This is a genomic window from Pseudomonas sp. MF6755 (genome assembly GCF_016405635.1).
Lineage (GTDB): Bacteria > Pseudomonadota > Gammaproteobacteria > Pseudomonadales > Pseudomonadaceae > Aquipseudomonas > Aquipseudomonas haemolytica.
The window spans coordinates 14,683-30,134 of sequence record NZ_JAEKDA010000022.1 but is presented as its reverse complement, the minus strand read 5'-3'; the positions used below and the strand labels follow the sequence as shown (position 1 = coordinate 30,134).

General features: G+C 53.9%; 17 protein-coding genes. All 17 read right to left on the bottom strand.

The window, feature by feature from the left end; all coding sequences use genetic code 11:
- Positions 1-108: 108 nt before the first annotated feature.
- The 17 genes from JFT66_RS25375 to JFT66_RS25295 all read right to left on the bottom strand — a co-directional run bounded on the left by JFT66_RS25375 (position 109) and on the right by JFT66_RS25295 (position 15,440).
- Positions 109-2,349: a DEAD/DEAH box helicase gene (locus JFT66_RS25375; protein WP_057710759.1), complete on the bottom strand. Its 2,241-nt coding sequence runs from the start codon at positions 2,347-2,349 to the stop codon at positions 109-111.
- 104 nt (positions 2,350-2,453) lie between these two features.
- Complete coding sequence (locus JFT66_RS25370; RefSeq protein WP_032877898.1) at positions 2,454-3,920, bottom strand: DUF6094 domain-containing protein; 1,467 nt, start codon at positions 3,918-3,920, stop codon at positions 2,454-2,456.
- A gap of 15 nt (positions 3,921-3,935) precedes the next feature.
- Positions 3,936-4,541: a hypothetical protein gene (locus tag JFT66_RS25365; protein ID WP_057710760.1), complete on the bottom strand. Its 606-nt coding sequence runs from the start codon at positions 4,539-4,541 to the stop codon at positions 3,936-3,938.
- A gap of 72 nt (positions 4,542-4,613) precedes the next feature.
- Positions 4,614-4,895: a hypothetical protein gene (locus tag JFT66_RS25360; protein WP_032877894.1), complete on the bottom strand. Its 282-nt coding sequence runs from the start codon at positions 4,893-4,895 to the stop codon at positions 4,614-4,616.
- Between the two features lie 84 nt (positions 4,896-4,979).
- Positions 4,980-5,585 (bottom strand): DUF3275 family protein, encoded by a 606-nt coding sequence (locus tag JFT66_RS25355; protein WP_032877891.1) that lies wholly within the window; start codon positions 5,583-5,585, stop codon positions 4,980-4,982.
- 77 nt (positions 5,586-5,662) lie between these two features.
- Positions 5,663-5,998, bottom strand: a complete 336-nt coding sequence (locus JFT66_RS25350) for a hypothetical protein (protein ID WP_032877890.1) — start codon at positions 5,996-5,998, stop codon at positions 5,663-5,665.
- Positions 5,999-6,284: 286 nt separating this feature from the next.
- Positions 6,285-6,602 carry a hypothetical protein gene (locus JFT66_RS25345; RefSeq protein WP_032877888.1) on the bottom strand — a complete coding sequence of 106 codons (318 nt, stop codon included), beginning with the start codon at positions 6,600-6,602 and terminating at the stop codon, positions 6,285-6,287.
- Between the two features lie 96 nt (positions 6,603-6,698).
- The gene (locus tag JFT66_RS25340) at positions 6,699-7,202 is read right to left on the bottom strand and encodes an STY4534 family ICE replication protein (RefSeq protein WP_008437365.1); all 504 of its coding nucleotides are present in this window, start codon (positions 7,200-7,202) and stop codon (positions 6,699-6,701) included.
- A gap of 95 nt (positions 7,203-7,297) precedes the next feature.
- Positions 7,298-7,549 carry a hypothetical protein gene (locus tag JFT66_RS25335; protein ID WP_008437363.1) on the bottom strand — a complete coding sequence of 84 codons (252 nt, stop codon included), beginning with the start codon at positions 7,547-7,549 and terminating at the stop codon, positions 7,298-7,300.
- A gap of 304 nt (positions 7,550-7,853) precedes the next feature.
- The gene (locus JFT66_RS25330; RefSeq protein WP_073451708.1) at positions 7,854-8,153 is read right to left on the bottom strand and encodes a hypothetical protein; all 300 of its coding nucleotides are present in this window, start codon (positions 8,151-8,153) and stop codon (positions 7,854-7,856) included.
- A 931-nt stretch (positions 8,154-9,084) separates the two neighbouring features.
- Positions 9,085-9,525 carry a type IV pilus biogenesis protein PilM gene (gene pilM / locus JFT66_RS25325; RefSeq protein ID WP_019818097.1) on the bottom strand — a complete coding sequence of 147 codons (441 nt, stop codon included), beginning with the start codon at positions 9,523-9,525 and terminating at the stop codon, positions 9,085-9,087.
- A 57-nt stretch (positions 9,526-9,582) separates the two neighbouring features.
- Entirely contained in the window at positions 9,583-10,020 is a 438-nt protein-coding gene (locus JFT66_RS25320; RefSeq protein ID WP_124356003.1) for a hypothetical protein, read from the bottom strand.
- On the bottom strand, positions 9,953-11,269 hold the full coding sequence (gene pilV / locus JFT66_RS25315; RefSeq protein WP_019818096.1) for a shufflon system plasmid conjugative transfer pilus tip adhesin PilV: 1,317 nt from the start codon (positions 11,267-11,269) through the stop codon (positions 9,953-9,955). Before pilV ends, JFT66_RS25320 begins: the two co-directional genes overlap by 68 nt.
- Positions 11,259-12,200 (bottom strand): ATPase, T2SS/T4P/T4SS family, encoded by a 942-nt coding sequence (locus tag JFT66_RS25310; protein ID WP_008437359.1) that lies wholly within the window; start codon positions 12,198-12,200, stop codon positions 11,259-11,261. Before JFT66_RS25310 ends, pilV begins: the two co-directional genes overlap by 11 nt.
- A gap of 10 nt (positions 12,201-12,210) precedes the next feature.
- Positions 12,211-12,726, bottom strand: coding sequence for a type 4 pilus major pilin (locus JFT66_RS25305; RefSeq protein ID WP_019818095.1), 516 nt, complete (start codon positions 12,724-12,726; stop codon positions 12,211-12,213).
- A 25-nt stretch (positions 12,727-12,751) separates the two neighbouring features.
- Positions 12,752-13,891 (bottom strand): type II secretion system F family protein, encoded by a 1,140-nt coding sequence (locus tag JFT66_RS25300; RefSeq protein ID WP_019818094.1) that lies wholly within the window; start codon positions 13,889-13,891, stop codon positions 12,752-12,754.
- Positions 13,881-15,440, bottom strand: coding sequence for a GspE/PulE family protein (locus tag JFT66_RS25295; RefSeq protein WP_019818093.1), 1,560 nt, complete (start codon positions 15,438-15,440; stop codon positions 13,881-13,883). The genes JFT66_RS25300 and JFT66_RS25295 overlap by 11 nt, the downstream gene beginning before the upstream one ends.
- Positions 15,441-15,452: the final 12 nt, after the last annotated feature.

Sequence of the window (15,452 nt, the reverse complement as noted above, 5' to 3'; positions counted from 1 at the left end):
TTGTTGGCGGTTTAAACGTTTCACAGACGTGCACTGACTGTCTGGTTTGCACCTGCTAATTCTTCCCATCTGACCGAAAAAAAAGGCCACCCGAAGGTGGCCGTCAAACTATGAAGCAATGAGCTGCCTTGCAAGTGTCATTTCAACTGAGTCACCATCTTGGTTCAGCGAGTCGAGACCAGAGTCTGGCACATCTCCCGACGTGCTTTGAGCCACGGCGATTTTCTTGGCCATCAACTGCAGGCAAGTAATCTGAGAGCTGTCGGCATAGCCAAAAAAAACCACCCGCACCGGCTGCTTTTGCCCAATCCGCCATGACCGTCGAGCTGCCTGTTGCAAGGTGTATACGTTGTACCCCGTCTGCAGGAACGCAATGGTCGGAAAATCGAGCAAATCCAACCCGGTCTTGACCAGCTCCGGGTTAGTGATCAGTACGTCGACACCTCTGTCTACCTGCTCGAGGATCCAATCCTCGCGCCTGGCGGTATCCACTGACGCCCTCAGGACCGCTACTTTTAAACCAGATTGCTCCAGCAGTCGTTTCAGGCGAGAGGTGGTGTCTCGCGTGCCGCTGTACACGGTATAGGCCAGAACCTTCCGGCCTTTGGCTTTTTCCGTGAGGCAGAGGTCGAGCAGTGCTTTCTCCTTCGGCATTATTTGCTCATCTGCAAAGATCGAGGGGACGAACGCCAAGGTATCTTTGCTACGAGGGTGCTTAACGATCTCCGGTCGAAAGCAGCAGTCAGGCCAAGCCAGCAGCACGTTGAGTACTACCCCTAGCAAGGTAGTGTCTCGACGGGCCAATGCTTGGCGAAGTTCCTGCGTCAGTTTTCCTGCCAATTGCTGATAGGCCGACGCTTGTTCTGCAGACATGCTGATATCGACAAATTCCTCCTGGTACGCCGGCAACACGTTGCCACCGATATCTCTAAGTTTCAGAAACACGGTGAACGGCAACACAAAGCGGTGAATGCCTTTAGGGCCGAAGCCTGGGGCTTTCACCGTTCGCACCGAGAGTTTTTTTCCCTTGGCTGTTTTGTGTGACACGTTGTCCCGCTCGGTGTAAATGTCCTTCAATACGCCGTGGTCGCGCATGAATGACATCGCGGCCGGAGCCATACTTCCGCGCGCGTTTGGTTTGTAACCGTCCTCGATCATTCGCCGGGTAAGTATTCGGAACAGGAGGTAGAACAGATCATCTGCATAGCCACCCATGAGGGTGCCTGTCAGCAGCACGGTTTTACGTGCTTTCGCTGCCAATACACCCATAGCTTGACCCTGGGCCGAGCCACTGTTTTTGTATTCATGTCCTTCATCCACCACCAACAGGTCGAAATATCCGTTTGGTAGGTAGCGTTTGATGAACTCGGTGGGTTGGTAACCGCCCTCGCCAAAGCCAAACTCAATGTTGGCCATGGCGCGCTCCATGCGTTTGGCTTGGCGGTCGCTGAAGATGAAATTGCCCTGAGCGTCCATCAGATTGATGAATTCGCTGACGTTGTCGATCAGCATCGAGGCGAGGAAGTCCTCCCCGAAGTCATTCAGCAATCTGTCCGCACGTACTGGACCGATAGTCGGAATCCGACACATCGATTTTAGTATGGTCGCACGACGAGTTCCGTTGTCGGCTTTGCCCGGGCGCATCAGCGTCCAGAGTTGTCCTTGGCAATAAGGGCAGCTCCGACGGCGTTCCTCTCGGTGAAACTCTTCGACAGTCACACGGTTGCCTTCTAAGTCCTCCAGAAGGCGTCCGCAGTCGGGGCATCCTGCGAAGTTGTATCCGCCGCTGGCGCGACGTGGCCAACATACCGTACGCCAGTGATACCCCATGCGCATTCGCACGCGTCCGAGAATGAAGAACTCTTTACGGCCATCGTAAGGATCCCCCAGTTGGTCACGTAGCTTGATCAGCTTAACCAGCGTATCGGGTCCATTGAGAACCCACACGCGTGCGTCTGGGATGGTTTCGAGTATCTCCCGTCGCCATTTGTAGACCAGGTGTGGAGGCGAAATCACCAAAGTGCGGCGGTAGCCCGCACTGTGCATGACAGCGGCTACAGCGATGGCCATCATGGTTTTCCCAGTGCCCATTTCTGCATTGATAACGGCTGCCTGCTCGTTGCGGTCTAGCAATAAAGCTGCAACGGCCTGCACTACATCAGCTTGAGCAGGGAACGGCTGGCGTTTGAGTTCGCTCATAACCCGTTGATGGGCTTCGTTGATGCTGCCGGAATAAACCGGTGGGTTAGAGCGATTGAGGGAGTCCAATAATTCATCACCGAATTCGTCGATGAACTCAGTCAGGCCGATGGCCAAGGGGGATACAGAGACTTGGGATAGGTCGTTCATGAGTGTTTCTCCAATAGGAACGAAACAGGGTATGCACGACACCCCGACGGGTATGGTGAATACCCTGCGGGTTGGTTAACGGATGGCCAGGTTGGCGTGGTGGGTCAGTAGTCCGATGGCAGCAACACGGTTGTTGCACTGCGGTCAGCTTCGGTGATGATCCAGAGCCGGGTCTCATCGCCGGCGCATATGTCATAACAGGAGAACAATCGATCCCCGTAGGTCAAAGCCCGTTGGTTACTGCTCCAGTCTTCTTTGGGCAGTTCCCCCCAGTCACCGGAGAAATGCCGTCGCAAGTAAGTGCTTGGATCGAGATGTCCATGCTCAATCAGGTGGTGCACTGACTGGGTCAGCACTAAGCGGCCAGGTTCAAATGTCACTCTTGGTGGTGGGGTAAGTGTTGGCTGTGTCACCGCCTCATCAGGCTCATGCGGCGTATCGGCCGTATCCGCCGATGAACTGATGGTGATCACGCGGCCTTGGTTGGCAGAGCCTGGCGTCATGTCCCATGCCCGAATGATGGGCACGAAACGATCAGTCAGGATCCTTACCTCGGACACGTTGCCGTCCTGGTCTTCGGTGAACTCGGTCTTGCGGACCTTATCTTTGTAGGTATCGCCTTTGAGTACCAATACTCGGCCGGTTTTGGATTTCACTACGCCGGAAATCGCACCGGCAGCCAATGCCAACGCCAAGTGCCAGCGCGACAGCTCCCTCACGGGAGGTCGTGGCTGAGCGCCGCTTTGACCAAAGTGCAGTGTGAAGTCAGGCCACATGCCACGAAGTCTTTTGATTTCTTCGCTGAGCTGTTCAGGTTCAAGGCTGATACGGTAGAAGTGTTCCAGCTCGTTGGATGCCGGGAGAACCCTGTAGGGCTCCCATGGCCAACTGGTTGGTAACGCTTCCGCGCTCAGTGTGCCGGCACCGATCGCCTGAAGGCGTGCGCGTACGTTTTTGACCTCTTGCGGTCGAGCGAGGTCCTGCCGGCGGATTCGTATACCGAAGATCACTACCTGTTTAAAAGTTGGATCAGCGGCTTTGTAGATCCGCAGTTCAGTAAAGTGATTGCATAGCCAACCACACAGCTCATCGTCCAGCACGTAGTGCGGAACAATCAGCACCAAGACTCCCCCGTACTGCAGCAGTGGTAGCGTCCGTTGATAGAACATCTTCTCCAGGCGCCGACGGCCGTTACCTTGGTACTGAGATGCACCTGCATGGTCAGCGACCAGGTCACCGTAGGGCGGGTTGAGCCAGAGCAAGCCGAAGGCCTGGCGGCTGATCATGGTGTCCATCAAGTCGCTGTGCAGCACGCAATCCAGCAGTGTCTTGCTGTGTTTGGCACGCTCCTGGTCATACTCGACTGCGTAGGTCTCAACGCGGTCACGCCCGAGTGCATGAGCAGCTTCAGCTAAGGCAACGCCTTCGCCTGCACAGGGATCGAAGATCCGCATCTTCCCGCTTGGGGATGGTGCCAACGCTTGTAGGGTGAGTTCCAGCGTCGTTTCGTCAGTGGGGTAGTAGCCATTGCGAGCGAAGTTGCGCGCCAATCGTGGGAACATCAAAGCCATGGTGAGGCTCCTGGATCAATGCTCAAACTGAGCGTGGGTTGAGAGCTGCCCCTGGCGAATGAGCTCGCCTAGGGCTGTTTCGAGAACGTCGAGTTGCAACGTCAAACGCCATGCCGCAACAGCACCGGACGTTCCAGGTAACAGCTGCAGCATGTCGTGTTGGGTGAGCAACCCCATTACCTGCTCCTGCCAATGAGGCAGTAGCGGTAATGGACAGGTGTCCTGTATCAACGGCCAAAGCCGTTGATGAGGTGACTGCCCGTTCTCAAGAAGGGCGTAGGCGAAGTGGTTGGCCCGATCCGGCTGTACGCAGCGTCGGTCAAACAACCAGAGGTGAATCAAGCTGCCGAATAACGTACCGCGCATTTGTCGCGTGGTGCGCTTCTCCAACAGATCGATGTTGGGGAAAACAGGAAGACTTCGGCCATCTACAACGATGTGAAACTGGCTTAGACCATCTTCTGTCGTGCCGAGGGTCAGCCTGGCCAGGAACTCCTGCAGCGCCGTGTCTCGACCCCATGCAGAAAGGAACACCAGGTTGCGTTGTTCGTCACACGCGCAAGCGTCGACGAAAAGATCATTGCACTCCTCGATTGGGAAGAGCGGGGTAGGGCTGGGCATGGGAACCTCCACAATGGAGGGGGAACCCGCCCGGAGGGGCGGTGAGCCCCTCGGGGGTGTTAGCAGTAAGTGTTATTGCTTGGGAAACAGCAGGTTGTCCGATTTGAACGTTTTATCGTTCGGGTCAAACGAGACCGTCTCGTCTTGAAATAGAGGGCTGTGCCCAGTGAGAAAAATTTGCCCTAGGTATTTGTGGCGAAGGGCAACGGCGGCATCGGCTTGTTCTGCCGTCATTTCGAGCTCCTCTACGAAGAAGTCCCAAAGCTCCTCATTCGTCGACACCTCGTTATTGGCGAGCTGATCTTCGATGTTTTCAAGGATTTCTTGGGTCAGGTTATTGAAGATTGGATTCATGTGCTGCTCCTGCTAAGTCGAGGAGCGCCCAGGAGGGGGCCCCTCATGGGTTGTGCCGATTGGCTTGGCGTATCGCGGGCTTCGTCAGGTATTGGAGATATTCCATACCTGCAGTTTGAAGTTGTGTACATAGCCGAGCTCAGAGAGCCGACTGCACTGTTGGCGTAGTTGCTGACGATCAACAGTTGTGTCCAGCCTGACTGTATCGCTTAGAGGCCAGATTGTGCCGAACAACTCGGCATCTGCCTCGAGGTCGTTGGTTCCGCCGGTCGGGGTCATCCCAAACGGGGCATCCTCTTTTGATACCTGTTTATTGGAGGCCGGTACTGCGGGCGGACTATTCCGCTGCACTGGCTTGGAGAGGTTGGAGGAAGACTCTTCATCCATAGGGTCAGGCTCGTTTGGCGAGAGCCTGGCGGCGTCTTCTGGTGTCAGATTGTCGACGTCGTCGAGGCTCATGCTTTCCAGCTTTGCACGGATCTCAACGACCAGGCGGCCTGCTGTGGAGTAATACGAAGGACGGATCTCCGTTATCAGAAAGTCGCCTCGGTATTTGCCTTCATCGTACTGATCGAGGAGTGCGTCTTTGATCACGAACTCACCGATAGAGGTCGAGAGCCGTCCGACGTTGAATTCGCCATTACGGCCGCTGATGGTACGGATGGCCAGTTGGCCGGGGATGTTGATCATGGGCAGCTCCACACTGCTACGAATGAAAAAAGCCCGACAGATGTCGGGCTTTGGGTAGTGCTGTGAATGTCGAAGGATTACGGGCAAGAAGTATGAGTTTCATCCTTGAGTGAGATGTACAGATAGAAAACGCCTGGCGGTGATTCTATGCGGTCAAGTTTTAGGTCCAGCCAGACCCGATCAGTGCTATTGCCGGCAGGCAATAAACGATAGAGGCCGAAATGGATCTGTGTGCTGTCAGGTTGCAAATGCAGTTCTCGGTAGGCCTCCAGGACAACTTCGCCCAGTCGCTCACTGACAACACTTGCATCCTGTGGGTTTTCAATATGCACCGCTTCCTGCCAGGCCCGAGGTGTTAAAACGACCGGGAGCTTGAGCAGGTCAGACGACACGAGGTTAGTGGTGGTTTGCATGTTTATCTCCAGGTGCGAAAACCACCTGGCCCGTTCGGGAGATGGTTCCCGGCGGGGTATTGTTTGCTGTGTGATTTATGCTGTCTTTCGAAGGCTTGCTAGAATCGATTGGTACTTAGTCACCTTCTCGGCCGATAACTCTGCCCAGAATGTGTCGCCCATCCTTTCCGCTTCTGCCCCTTGAGAAAGCCAGAGGTTGATTGATTTCTGCGCCTTCTCCATTTCCGCTGCGCAAGTAGCAGTTGAAGGGACTGATGCAGAGTTTGCAGAGTGTGTTAATAGCGAGTTAGTAGTATTCGGGATGAATATGTTCATCTTCCAGTTCCCAGCGAGCTCTTCGATATTCCTTGAGAAGTCCGTACTCCGATAACAGTGGGCTGTTTTTGGGAGTGAATTCATCTCGATGGTCCATCTTTGCCAATGAGATAACGCCATCCAGAACTTCTAACCAAAGGTCAGAAGTAAGGGTGTAGCGCGGGTCGTCATCGGGATCGAGCGCCGGGTTGCTCGGAAGTAGTTTATCCAGCTCGCTGTAAACACTAGCTTGAGCAGCTAAAAGACCAATTTCGGTCAGCAGCGGCAGTCGTTGAGGATTCATCATCATGGTTTATCTCCAGGGTTCGGAAATCACCAATCCCGAAGGGAGGCGTTCCCTTCGGTACGAATATTGAAAGGCGCCCAGGGGGCGCCATGATTTCAATCATGCAGATTGACGTTGTTCAGGTTCTGGTTGTCCTTGGGCGTCATCCGAATCATCTCCAGCAGCACCATCCTGGGCAGGAAGGGGCTCAGCAGAGTCTTTCGGTTTGGCTTCATAGACAGTTACCCCATCCACCTTGATCCAGCCGATAAACAACAGGCGTCCCTTGAGGCTTGCTCCAGGTTGACCTTTTTTATCGCCTTTTTCGTAGGTAAATGCGTCGGTCCAGATATCACCGATTCGGAAGCTCACAAGGACCTTCTTTCCGGCTTCAACGGCTGCTTGGCTGCGACGAATCAGCTTTTCAGCTTCAGCGCCGACCACGTTGCAGTCGATATAGGAATACTCGGCATCATCCATCGAGCCGCGCAGAGCCGCAACGGTAACTGCCATGAATGGCTTACCTTTGCCGCGAGGTTTCACTTCACGGATACGGTTGAGATAACCGATACCAGTGGTGTGAAGGTCGAAGAATTTTGCTTCGTTGGATTGATTAGTGCTCATGGTGATTCTCCAGTTTCGAAATAACAGAAAGCGGAGAAACACTTCGCCCTAGGGGGAAAGTATTCCCCGCGAGGGTGGGTGGAGCTTAAGGTTGTTTAATGCATCAGCTTCATTGCAGCAATCATTACACCGACAGCTGCAGACAACATGACGCCCATGCGAATGGTGAGCTTGACTTCAAGCTGTGAAATCTCAGATTTGAACTCTGCAGCAAGAGCAGTTAAATCTGCCTTGGTAGCCAAACGTGAAAGCATGTCGGTCTCCAAAGCTTCAATAACAGCATTTGCCTTCTGTTCCGGGACGTTAATCGAAATCAACGCCTGGTAGAGAGCCAGTTCAGTTTTCATCAGACCTCCAAAAGTGAGAGGCCTGCCCTGACGGGGTAGGCCCGTCATGGGTGGGAAAGGTGCTTCCATCGACTAAGTCGACTGATCGCGCTACCGGAAGCTATGGCGATCTTGGGAGTGGATCAATGCAGAAAACCGCATCGTAGTCTTGCGGATCCAGACTACTTGGGCATGTTGCTGACGACGTCAGCGATACATGTGCAGATCATGGAAATACGATTGTCGCTTGTCAAGCCCCTACCGTGAAAACTCTGAGGAAACCTTCCCTTTGGGAAGGCTCCCTACAGAGGCGAAGGACGCAGACTTAGCAAGTTGCTGGCACCAACGAGCGTGCAGCTGGCTTCTTACGCGGTTTCCGAGCTGGCTTTTCGACCACTCGAGTGTTAGCCGCGTACCAAAGGTTCAGGTCGACACCTTTACGAGTTATTGCCGGTACATGATCCATCTCACGTACGAGACGCTCAGGTACGCAGGGCGGTGGAAGCAACGGAGCTGCTTTGGTATGGATAGCTGTGGGCGCAGCGCTGGTTTTCTTTACCGCACGCAGAAACTGTCGCGTGATGGTGCCAAGCGCGAAACCGAAGCCATAAGCAAGTTTGGACATGGTGATTCTCCTGCAGGTTGAATGCGGAGAACCCACTGACCCCGTTGGGGAAGTGATTCCCCGCGAGGTGAGTTGCATAAGGTGCTTCCATCGACGATTGTCGACCGACCGCGCTACCAGAAGCTCAGCGGTCTTGGGCGGATCTGACACGAACATCGTGTCGCAGTCTTCAAGATCCTGACTGCCTGGGCATGATGCTGACGACGTCAGCAAAGCACGTCCATATCATCGAAGGGGGGATGGTGATGTGTCAAGCGGAGAGGGATATTTCGCGGAGGGCAAAGAAGGTTCAGGTCGACAGGAGAAGCTACCGAGAGTAGCTGGGTCAACAGTCACTCTCGGATGTAGTAAGTAGCGTCTTTCAGAAAAAAATACCACCTGTGCGGGATGAAGGCGTTGTTGATCCCTGGGCTGTGATCTGAACGTCTTACTTCCAACACCTGGCCGATTATCGTGGCTGAGGCCAGCTAGCATAAGGCACGCATCCGCGCACAAAGGGAGCCCTGCGTTTCGCCGGCGGGCCACCGGCAAGGAAAAGCAGCTACCAATAGGTAGCCTGATCATCCTTTGCAAGATGATCAGGCTACCTATTGTGTGAGCTTTAAAAAGTGTGGGCCACAACACCAGTGTGGCCCTTAGACTACGGTGCTTCGAACCTCAACAGAGCCCTATGTGCCTTTGAACTCGCAATTCACGAGTTAGACGGCTGCGTGTCTGGCTTGAACAGGGAGACACAGGGAGAGCTCTGAACCAGGTCCGCACGCCCTTCCCGGAGCTATGCGTGCTTTGGGGTTGGTGATGAGGCAAGCCGCATCACCGGGCGCTACTGATGACCGCCAGTAGCCAACGGGGTGGAAACGTTGTTGTGATCATTATGTTGATAGGCCGGAGCTTATGCAACCCGGCGCCTTTCAAAGTCGGTCGACTCAGACTAATTGACTGCGACGACCGCACCTTCGGGAACAGGGGACGGAATTGCTATACCGGTCGCCCCAGTTATCTGTGAAATCAGCATTCCTGAACGCTTTAAACCAACGGTAGTTGTCTTTGTCAGGTCTACCAGCACAGAAGGCAAGCCTGACGGTGCAACCCCATCAAAATAAGTATAGGCCGTTCCTGATGAGATGTAAGAACCTACGCCCACAGGTTTCACAAACCACCCAGGTAGGTTGAGCGCAGAATCGCTCGGTACTCCGCTGAAGCCCGGGTTGGCCTGGGCATATTCGGTAGCGGCAGATCGGTACACCAGAAAGCCGCGACCCAGTGAGTCGAGGGTAGCGTAGTCGGATGTACGTTGGTCCTGATGTTGGTTCTCCATGAAAATGCTGGAGGCAATGAGCACAATCATCAAAACGAGCCATTGCATTGTCATGATATGAGCTCCATCCACAAAATGGTGGTTGTTACCACCTACGCGTCAATAACAAAACTATTTCGTGAGGATAATCAATGTTAAGCAAATTCCTACTAGGCCAAGCGCAATGACAGTCCACTTTGCGGCTCGCTTGATGCTCATTGGTTTGCGTTGTGGATTGATTAATTCCATAGTGGCGATCTTTTTTACTAAATAACGACCAGAGGCCGTTGGTTGTAACTTGTAAGTGAACTCGCCGACCTCGAATGCCTCTTTTTCTTCTAGTGCGCGACGCCATAGCACAGTTGAGCATATCCTGCTTCGGGTGCTTAGCCAGGTCTGTAATTCTCCAGCACTATACTCAACGTTATTCTCAAGCGTCTGCACTGCAATAATCCCCATAAACATACTATAAAACGTTTTTGAAATTTTATAAATGGATGCTTTATTTGAAGCAGCTCCAATAGAAAAGACCTGGCCAGGAAAGTCGAGATGTGGAGAGAAACCATCCACTTGCATTTCTGAAGATGTACCCAGTCTCACTATCCCCGATGCCAAAAGCGCCAGTTAAAGAGCATGACTTCCATGTAGTGTCGCCAAGGGAGCAGGTCACACTTCCTCTGGCAGGCGCCTGGCAGGTGCCCTGGATCAGCTGGAATTCCCACCCACCTGGTCTTTTCCATAAGCCTTGTTCGCAGGACAACGTTATTCCCGCGGCGCTTTTTGCAAGAAGGGTTCGGTCACTGCACTGTTGCCCCTCGGTAGCTATGCCTCCCAGGGACAAATATTCATTTGTCTGAATGCGATCATAGGCCGTTATCTTGCCCGTCGAGGTTATCTTTCCACCCCATAGTTCACCTCCGGTTGAAAAGTTTTTGTCGTTATAAACTTGGACCCAGTTGGGGCTATTTTGATAAATCCCGCCTCCCCATTTTTCGCTGTACCAGCCTGTGTCACCACGTGTTCTGAACCAACCACCTGTGCTGGTATCACCGGTAATGGTTGCAGTAGCGGCATTAACATTGGCTGTGGCGATAACGTTTCGAGCTGTAATGTCGGCGTTAGCTGTTATGTTGCCTGACGCTGTGATACTTCCTGCGTTGTTAATATTGTGGTTGCCCATCGTGATATCAGTATTCATCGTGTTGAATTCTGGATGATTGGGCACTGCGTTTCGATATAGATAGTCATTAGCCAACGCTCCATCCATAAGAAAAAGTGCGCTAGCTGTATGTCCTGGGCCAGGAGCTATAGCATAGTTACTTAGTGCTACCTGCCATCCACCCCGCACGCCCTGGACGATGTTCGGATTGGCAGAAGAGATGAACCCACCAGGTCCTCCGAGATTTTCAGCGATGGTTCGAATACCCATTTCAGGAATCGTCTGCCCACCTGTAGTAACCACAATCACTTCCAGTTGATTGGCGTTGGGTTTCCGGGCGAGGCCGACAATGGTCTGCCCAAAGGCGTTAGTGGGGCTATAACCTGCAGGAAGGTAGTTGGTGTTGACGAGCATCGGAACGGTTATTTGCACCGGTACGGTTGCTGCCGCGTTGGCCAGCACCACGCTGTAGTTATCCTTCAGATATTTGGCCAATGCCTCTGAAATGGTTCTCTGTTGATCAGCCGCAATTCGATAGTCCTGAGAATCCATCTGCTTGATTTGCCATGCGATCGCCAAAGTGACGACAACGGAGAAAACGGCCAATCCGATCGCCATGTCCAAGCTCAAGAACCCCCGCTGCTTGATCCTACTGGTCATTCCAGAGACTCCTTGATGATTGGTGAGCGATGTCGTGATCGAGCATCGTGATCTTTCCTGCATGGACTTTCTCTCGGATGCCCGGTCCGTCATCGCCTGTGAAAAGCAGGCTCTGCAGGGTTAATCGACGACTTCCTTCGTTGCCACTTGATAAGGACTGGTGAAGAACAGCCACCAACCCCTTGGAGAGCAGCTCTCGGGCGTTATTGAGTAACGGCTGAGCCAGGGCTGATATACGTTCAATGCCTTGAGTAACGCTGCCGGCATGACCTGTGCTGATAATGAGATGGCCATTGATCGAGGCTTGAATTACTTGTGCTGCTGTCGAGCTGTCGCGAATTTCTCCCACGAACAGGAAATCGGCTCTTGTGCGCAGCGCTAGGATCAAAGCTTCCTCGTATCCCCCCATCCGGCGAGAGACCGGAACTTGAATGCAGCGCCCACTCCCATGCCTGCCATTCAAAAATGGTTCTGGAGGATCCTCTACAGCCACACAAATGCCTCCCCAGGCCTCGAGACGTGCTTTCACCAGTGATGCAGCACTTGAGGTTTTCCCTGTGCCCATTTCCCCACAAATAAATATCAGGCCGCGTACCGTGTCGCTCATCAGCGCGTCCTGCAGATAGTCGGGCAGACCCAGCATGTCCAATGGACGGATCTGGACTGAGGATTTGCTTACGACAAACACAGGCTTGCCATTCAAATCCAGCAACTGGGTTACACGAAGGACGACGCCATCTTCAATTAGGGCGAACTCTGGATCCTGGGTTGCCTTGTGCTTTTCCTCGCACTGCGCCCGTAAGCGCTCAAGGTCTGCCCGCCATTCGGCGGGCGCTTCAACCCTTCGTGCCTGCCCAGGGAGACCTTTGGCGTCGGCAAATCCATCGCCGAGGTACAGGTCGACGAATTCAGCATCAGAGATCACGCTCACACTGAGTTCCTTAGTACGAAGTCCAAGCGATGGTATTGGCGTCCGAGGAGCAGCTGGTCGCAGCTGCCACCGCAGTGATTTCGCCGGCAATTGCAGTGCCGCCATTGATCGCCGTCGTTGTCTGTTTGTCCTTGGCCATGTTCGAGGCAAGGGTGATGCAGGCATTTTTCGGAAGGTTGGATTCTGTGATGGTGAAGGTCATGCCGTTGCTCATTACGGTCACTGCGCCGTTCCAGCGGTTGGACAGGGCATTACCGTTGATGCTCATGCCGCCAGTTGCCTCGAGGTTGATCAAAGAAGGCGCCAAGTTGGTGCCTGCCGTGGCGTAGCCCGTGGTGCTTTTCAGTCGTTTGGTATTGCTCAGCAACGTGCCGAGATTGCTCTGTTCAATGGTGACGTCCGAGCTGCCGAACGTTCTGTAGCCCATGAACACGATGAAACCAAGTGCCACCGCGATCAGCATCAACCAGAACATCCCGTCCAGGGAGAGAAATCCGCGTTGGTTGTTTTGAGTGTTTGTTGGCATTTCCAGTACCTCATTTAGGTTTGATTTAAAGCGTTGCAGTCACATTGCCGGCCAACTGGAAGATCCCGACCACTACCAGAATCATCATGACCCCCATGGCCATGGAGGACATGCCGATAAGAGATTTGGCGATGGCTTCGACGCGCTGAAGCGTTTGCTCCAGCCACCGGTTGGAAAACCGTTCCATCGACTCAGCGAAGCCTTTGCGGGTGGCGAGCACTTCCAGAAAATGCATCGCCATGGGGTCTGGGAATTGATGACCCGCAAGCTTCAATGCGGTACCGAAGTTTTTGCCGGCGCTCACTCCGTAATGAATGGCGCTCAGGCGCTCTTTCAACCATGGAGAGGCATTGCGTTGAAGAGAGGTCAGCGCATCTAGTTGGTTGATGCCGGAGCGCAGCATCACAGCCATGTTGAGCAGAAAGATCGATCCGTGGAGCGCCTTGTAGACTGACCAAGGCGGGAGCCTCTCTGCTCGGACTCGCAGGACCTGGAGCAGCTTGTTCAACTGCAGCTTCCACGAAGGGCTGGCGGCCGTAATCTGAAGGCCGCAAAACACGGGTAGAGTGATGATCGATATGAGGATAAAGACGATTACAGCTATCAGCGTCACTAGCCCGTAGTGGGTCACGAAATTCGATAGGGCATAGAGGAAGGCCGGCACGCCGGTCCACGCCTCGGGGTTGGAGCGTCGTGTCATGGAGGGCACCATCCACACTGCAATCACATACAGCAACGCCGCCATGACGCTCCACACCATGGAGGGGAAAACGGTGGCGGACGCTACGAGTTTGCTGATCCGCTGACGTACTTCGATGATCCTCACGCAGTCCCGAAATGCCTGCACCAGGTTGCCGGTGTCTTCCCCGGAAGCGATCAAAGAGTTCTCGTCATAGGGAACCCAGCCTTCGCAGGAAATGCTCAGCGATTTCCCACCTTTTACCGATTGCGCGATATCCCTGCAGGCAAGGGACACTGGATGGAGCTTCTGCCCGTTATCGCTGAATGCTCTGGCCACCGTGTGCAGTGCGTCTTCAAGCGACACACCATCCTCAAGGATGCCCATCAGGCTCTCGTAGAACTGGATTCTTTCGTTTTTGCCAAACTGCTTGGCATAGAAGGTCTCTGCCCAACGATTCAGCATCGCTCTGACGTCACTCAGCATGAGCGAGCTCCAGGATTTGCCGGTCAAAGTCCAACGGCCCCACCGTCATTTCGGCGTGGCGGGGGTCTACTAATCCTTGTTTCAGTTTGATGATCGTGTGTGCGGTCTTGGTAATACCGCCCATTTCCTTGACCCAGTGGCGACGTGCCGCACTTGCACCCTGCCCATTGAAAACGCGCATGAATTCAAGGTCGGTGAGCAAAGTTTCCGCAACCACCGTGCGACCGGTGATGCCCAAGCCTTTGCAATGCGGGCATCCCGGTCCTTTGAGGTAGGTCTCATCAATCGCTTCCAAATCGCGCAAGTGCTGCACCAGCGCACTGTTGAGCTGCCCGAGATGCTCGCGTGCGGGGACGCGGCAGTGGGAACACAGCACGGGCAAGAGGGATTGATTGACCACGCTTGTCATCAGTGCAGGATCAGTAACCAGGTGTCGGTCTACACCCATGTCGATCAGTCGTTGAAGAGCTGCTACAGCGTTGTTGGTGTGCAGTGTCGTCAGCACCAGGTGACCAGTCATACCGCCGCGGAAAGCCGCTTGTGCTGATGCAAGGTCCCGGATCTCCCCATACATGAGAATGTCAGGGTCGAGTCGCATGGAATTGGTGATCCCGTCATTCCAGGTTTCACCGGCGCCCAGCGGTGACTGATTGGCGAGAAGTGGATATTCAGGTGGATCTTCCATCGTCAGAATGTGTTTTGTTCCACCGCACTCTTCGTGCAAGAGGTTCAGGTTTACCTGCAGCGACTTCGATTTGCCGGAACCGGTGGGTCCAGTGATCAGGTTCACCCCATAAGGCAAGCTGCGGATGCGGCTGAATGCATCAATTTGCTGCGTCAGGAAACCGAGATCACTAAGCGTCATTTTGGTTTTGTCGTCATACAGCAGACGCAAAACCATCAGAGGGCCATCTACGAGCGGCCGAGTGGCGACTCGGGCACCGAACAAACCGAGTTGGTCGACATAGGCGCGTTTTACCCTGGCGTCCTGGCTCACCTGCGGCTGGTAGTGGTCTTTCGCGACATCGCACATGCTGTTGTAGAGGGACGAGCAGAGCTCCATGCCCACCTGGCTCTGGTGCTGTTCTGCCTCCCACAAGAGCCCGTGGATGCGAAAGAAGATTCGAGTGATATCGTGACCTACGACAAAGTGGACGTCGCTGGCATTGCGCCGGTGGGCTTCTCCTAAAAGCTGCACCACCTGGGCCTGGCGCTTCGTCTCAGTCGCCGATAGTGCTTTACCATTTGCATCATCATTGGCGCGGTAGAGTGCCTTGATTGTGCTCATCGAGCAGACCTTGACCTCAAAGTGGTGATTTTCGTGTTCCAGCTGGTCCTCGAATGCCATGACATAGGCATCCGTTTGGTGTTGGGCTGACACATACAAAATCCCATCGCTGGTCAACGCACATAGTTGACGCAGCTCGGGTTTCAGCTCAAACGGTCCACCAGGGGCCGTCAGCAGTATTTGGTGCGACGTCAGTAGGACTGCAGCAGACTCATCACTGTCAGGCTCTATGACATCTGGTTTTTCAGTCAGGATCGTCATCGAACTTCTCAA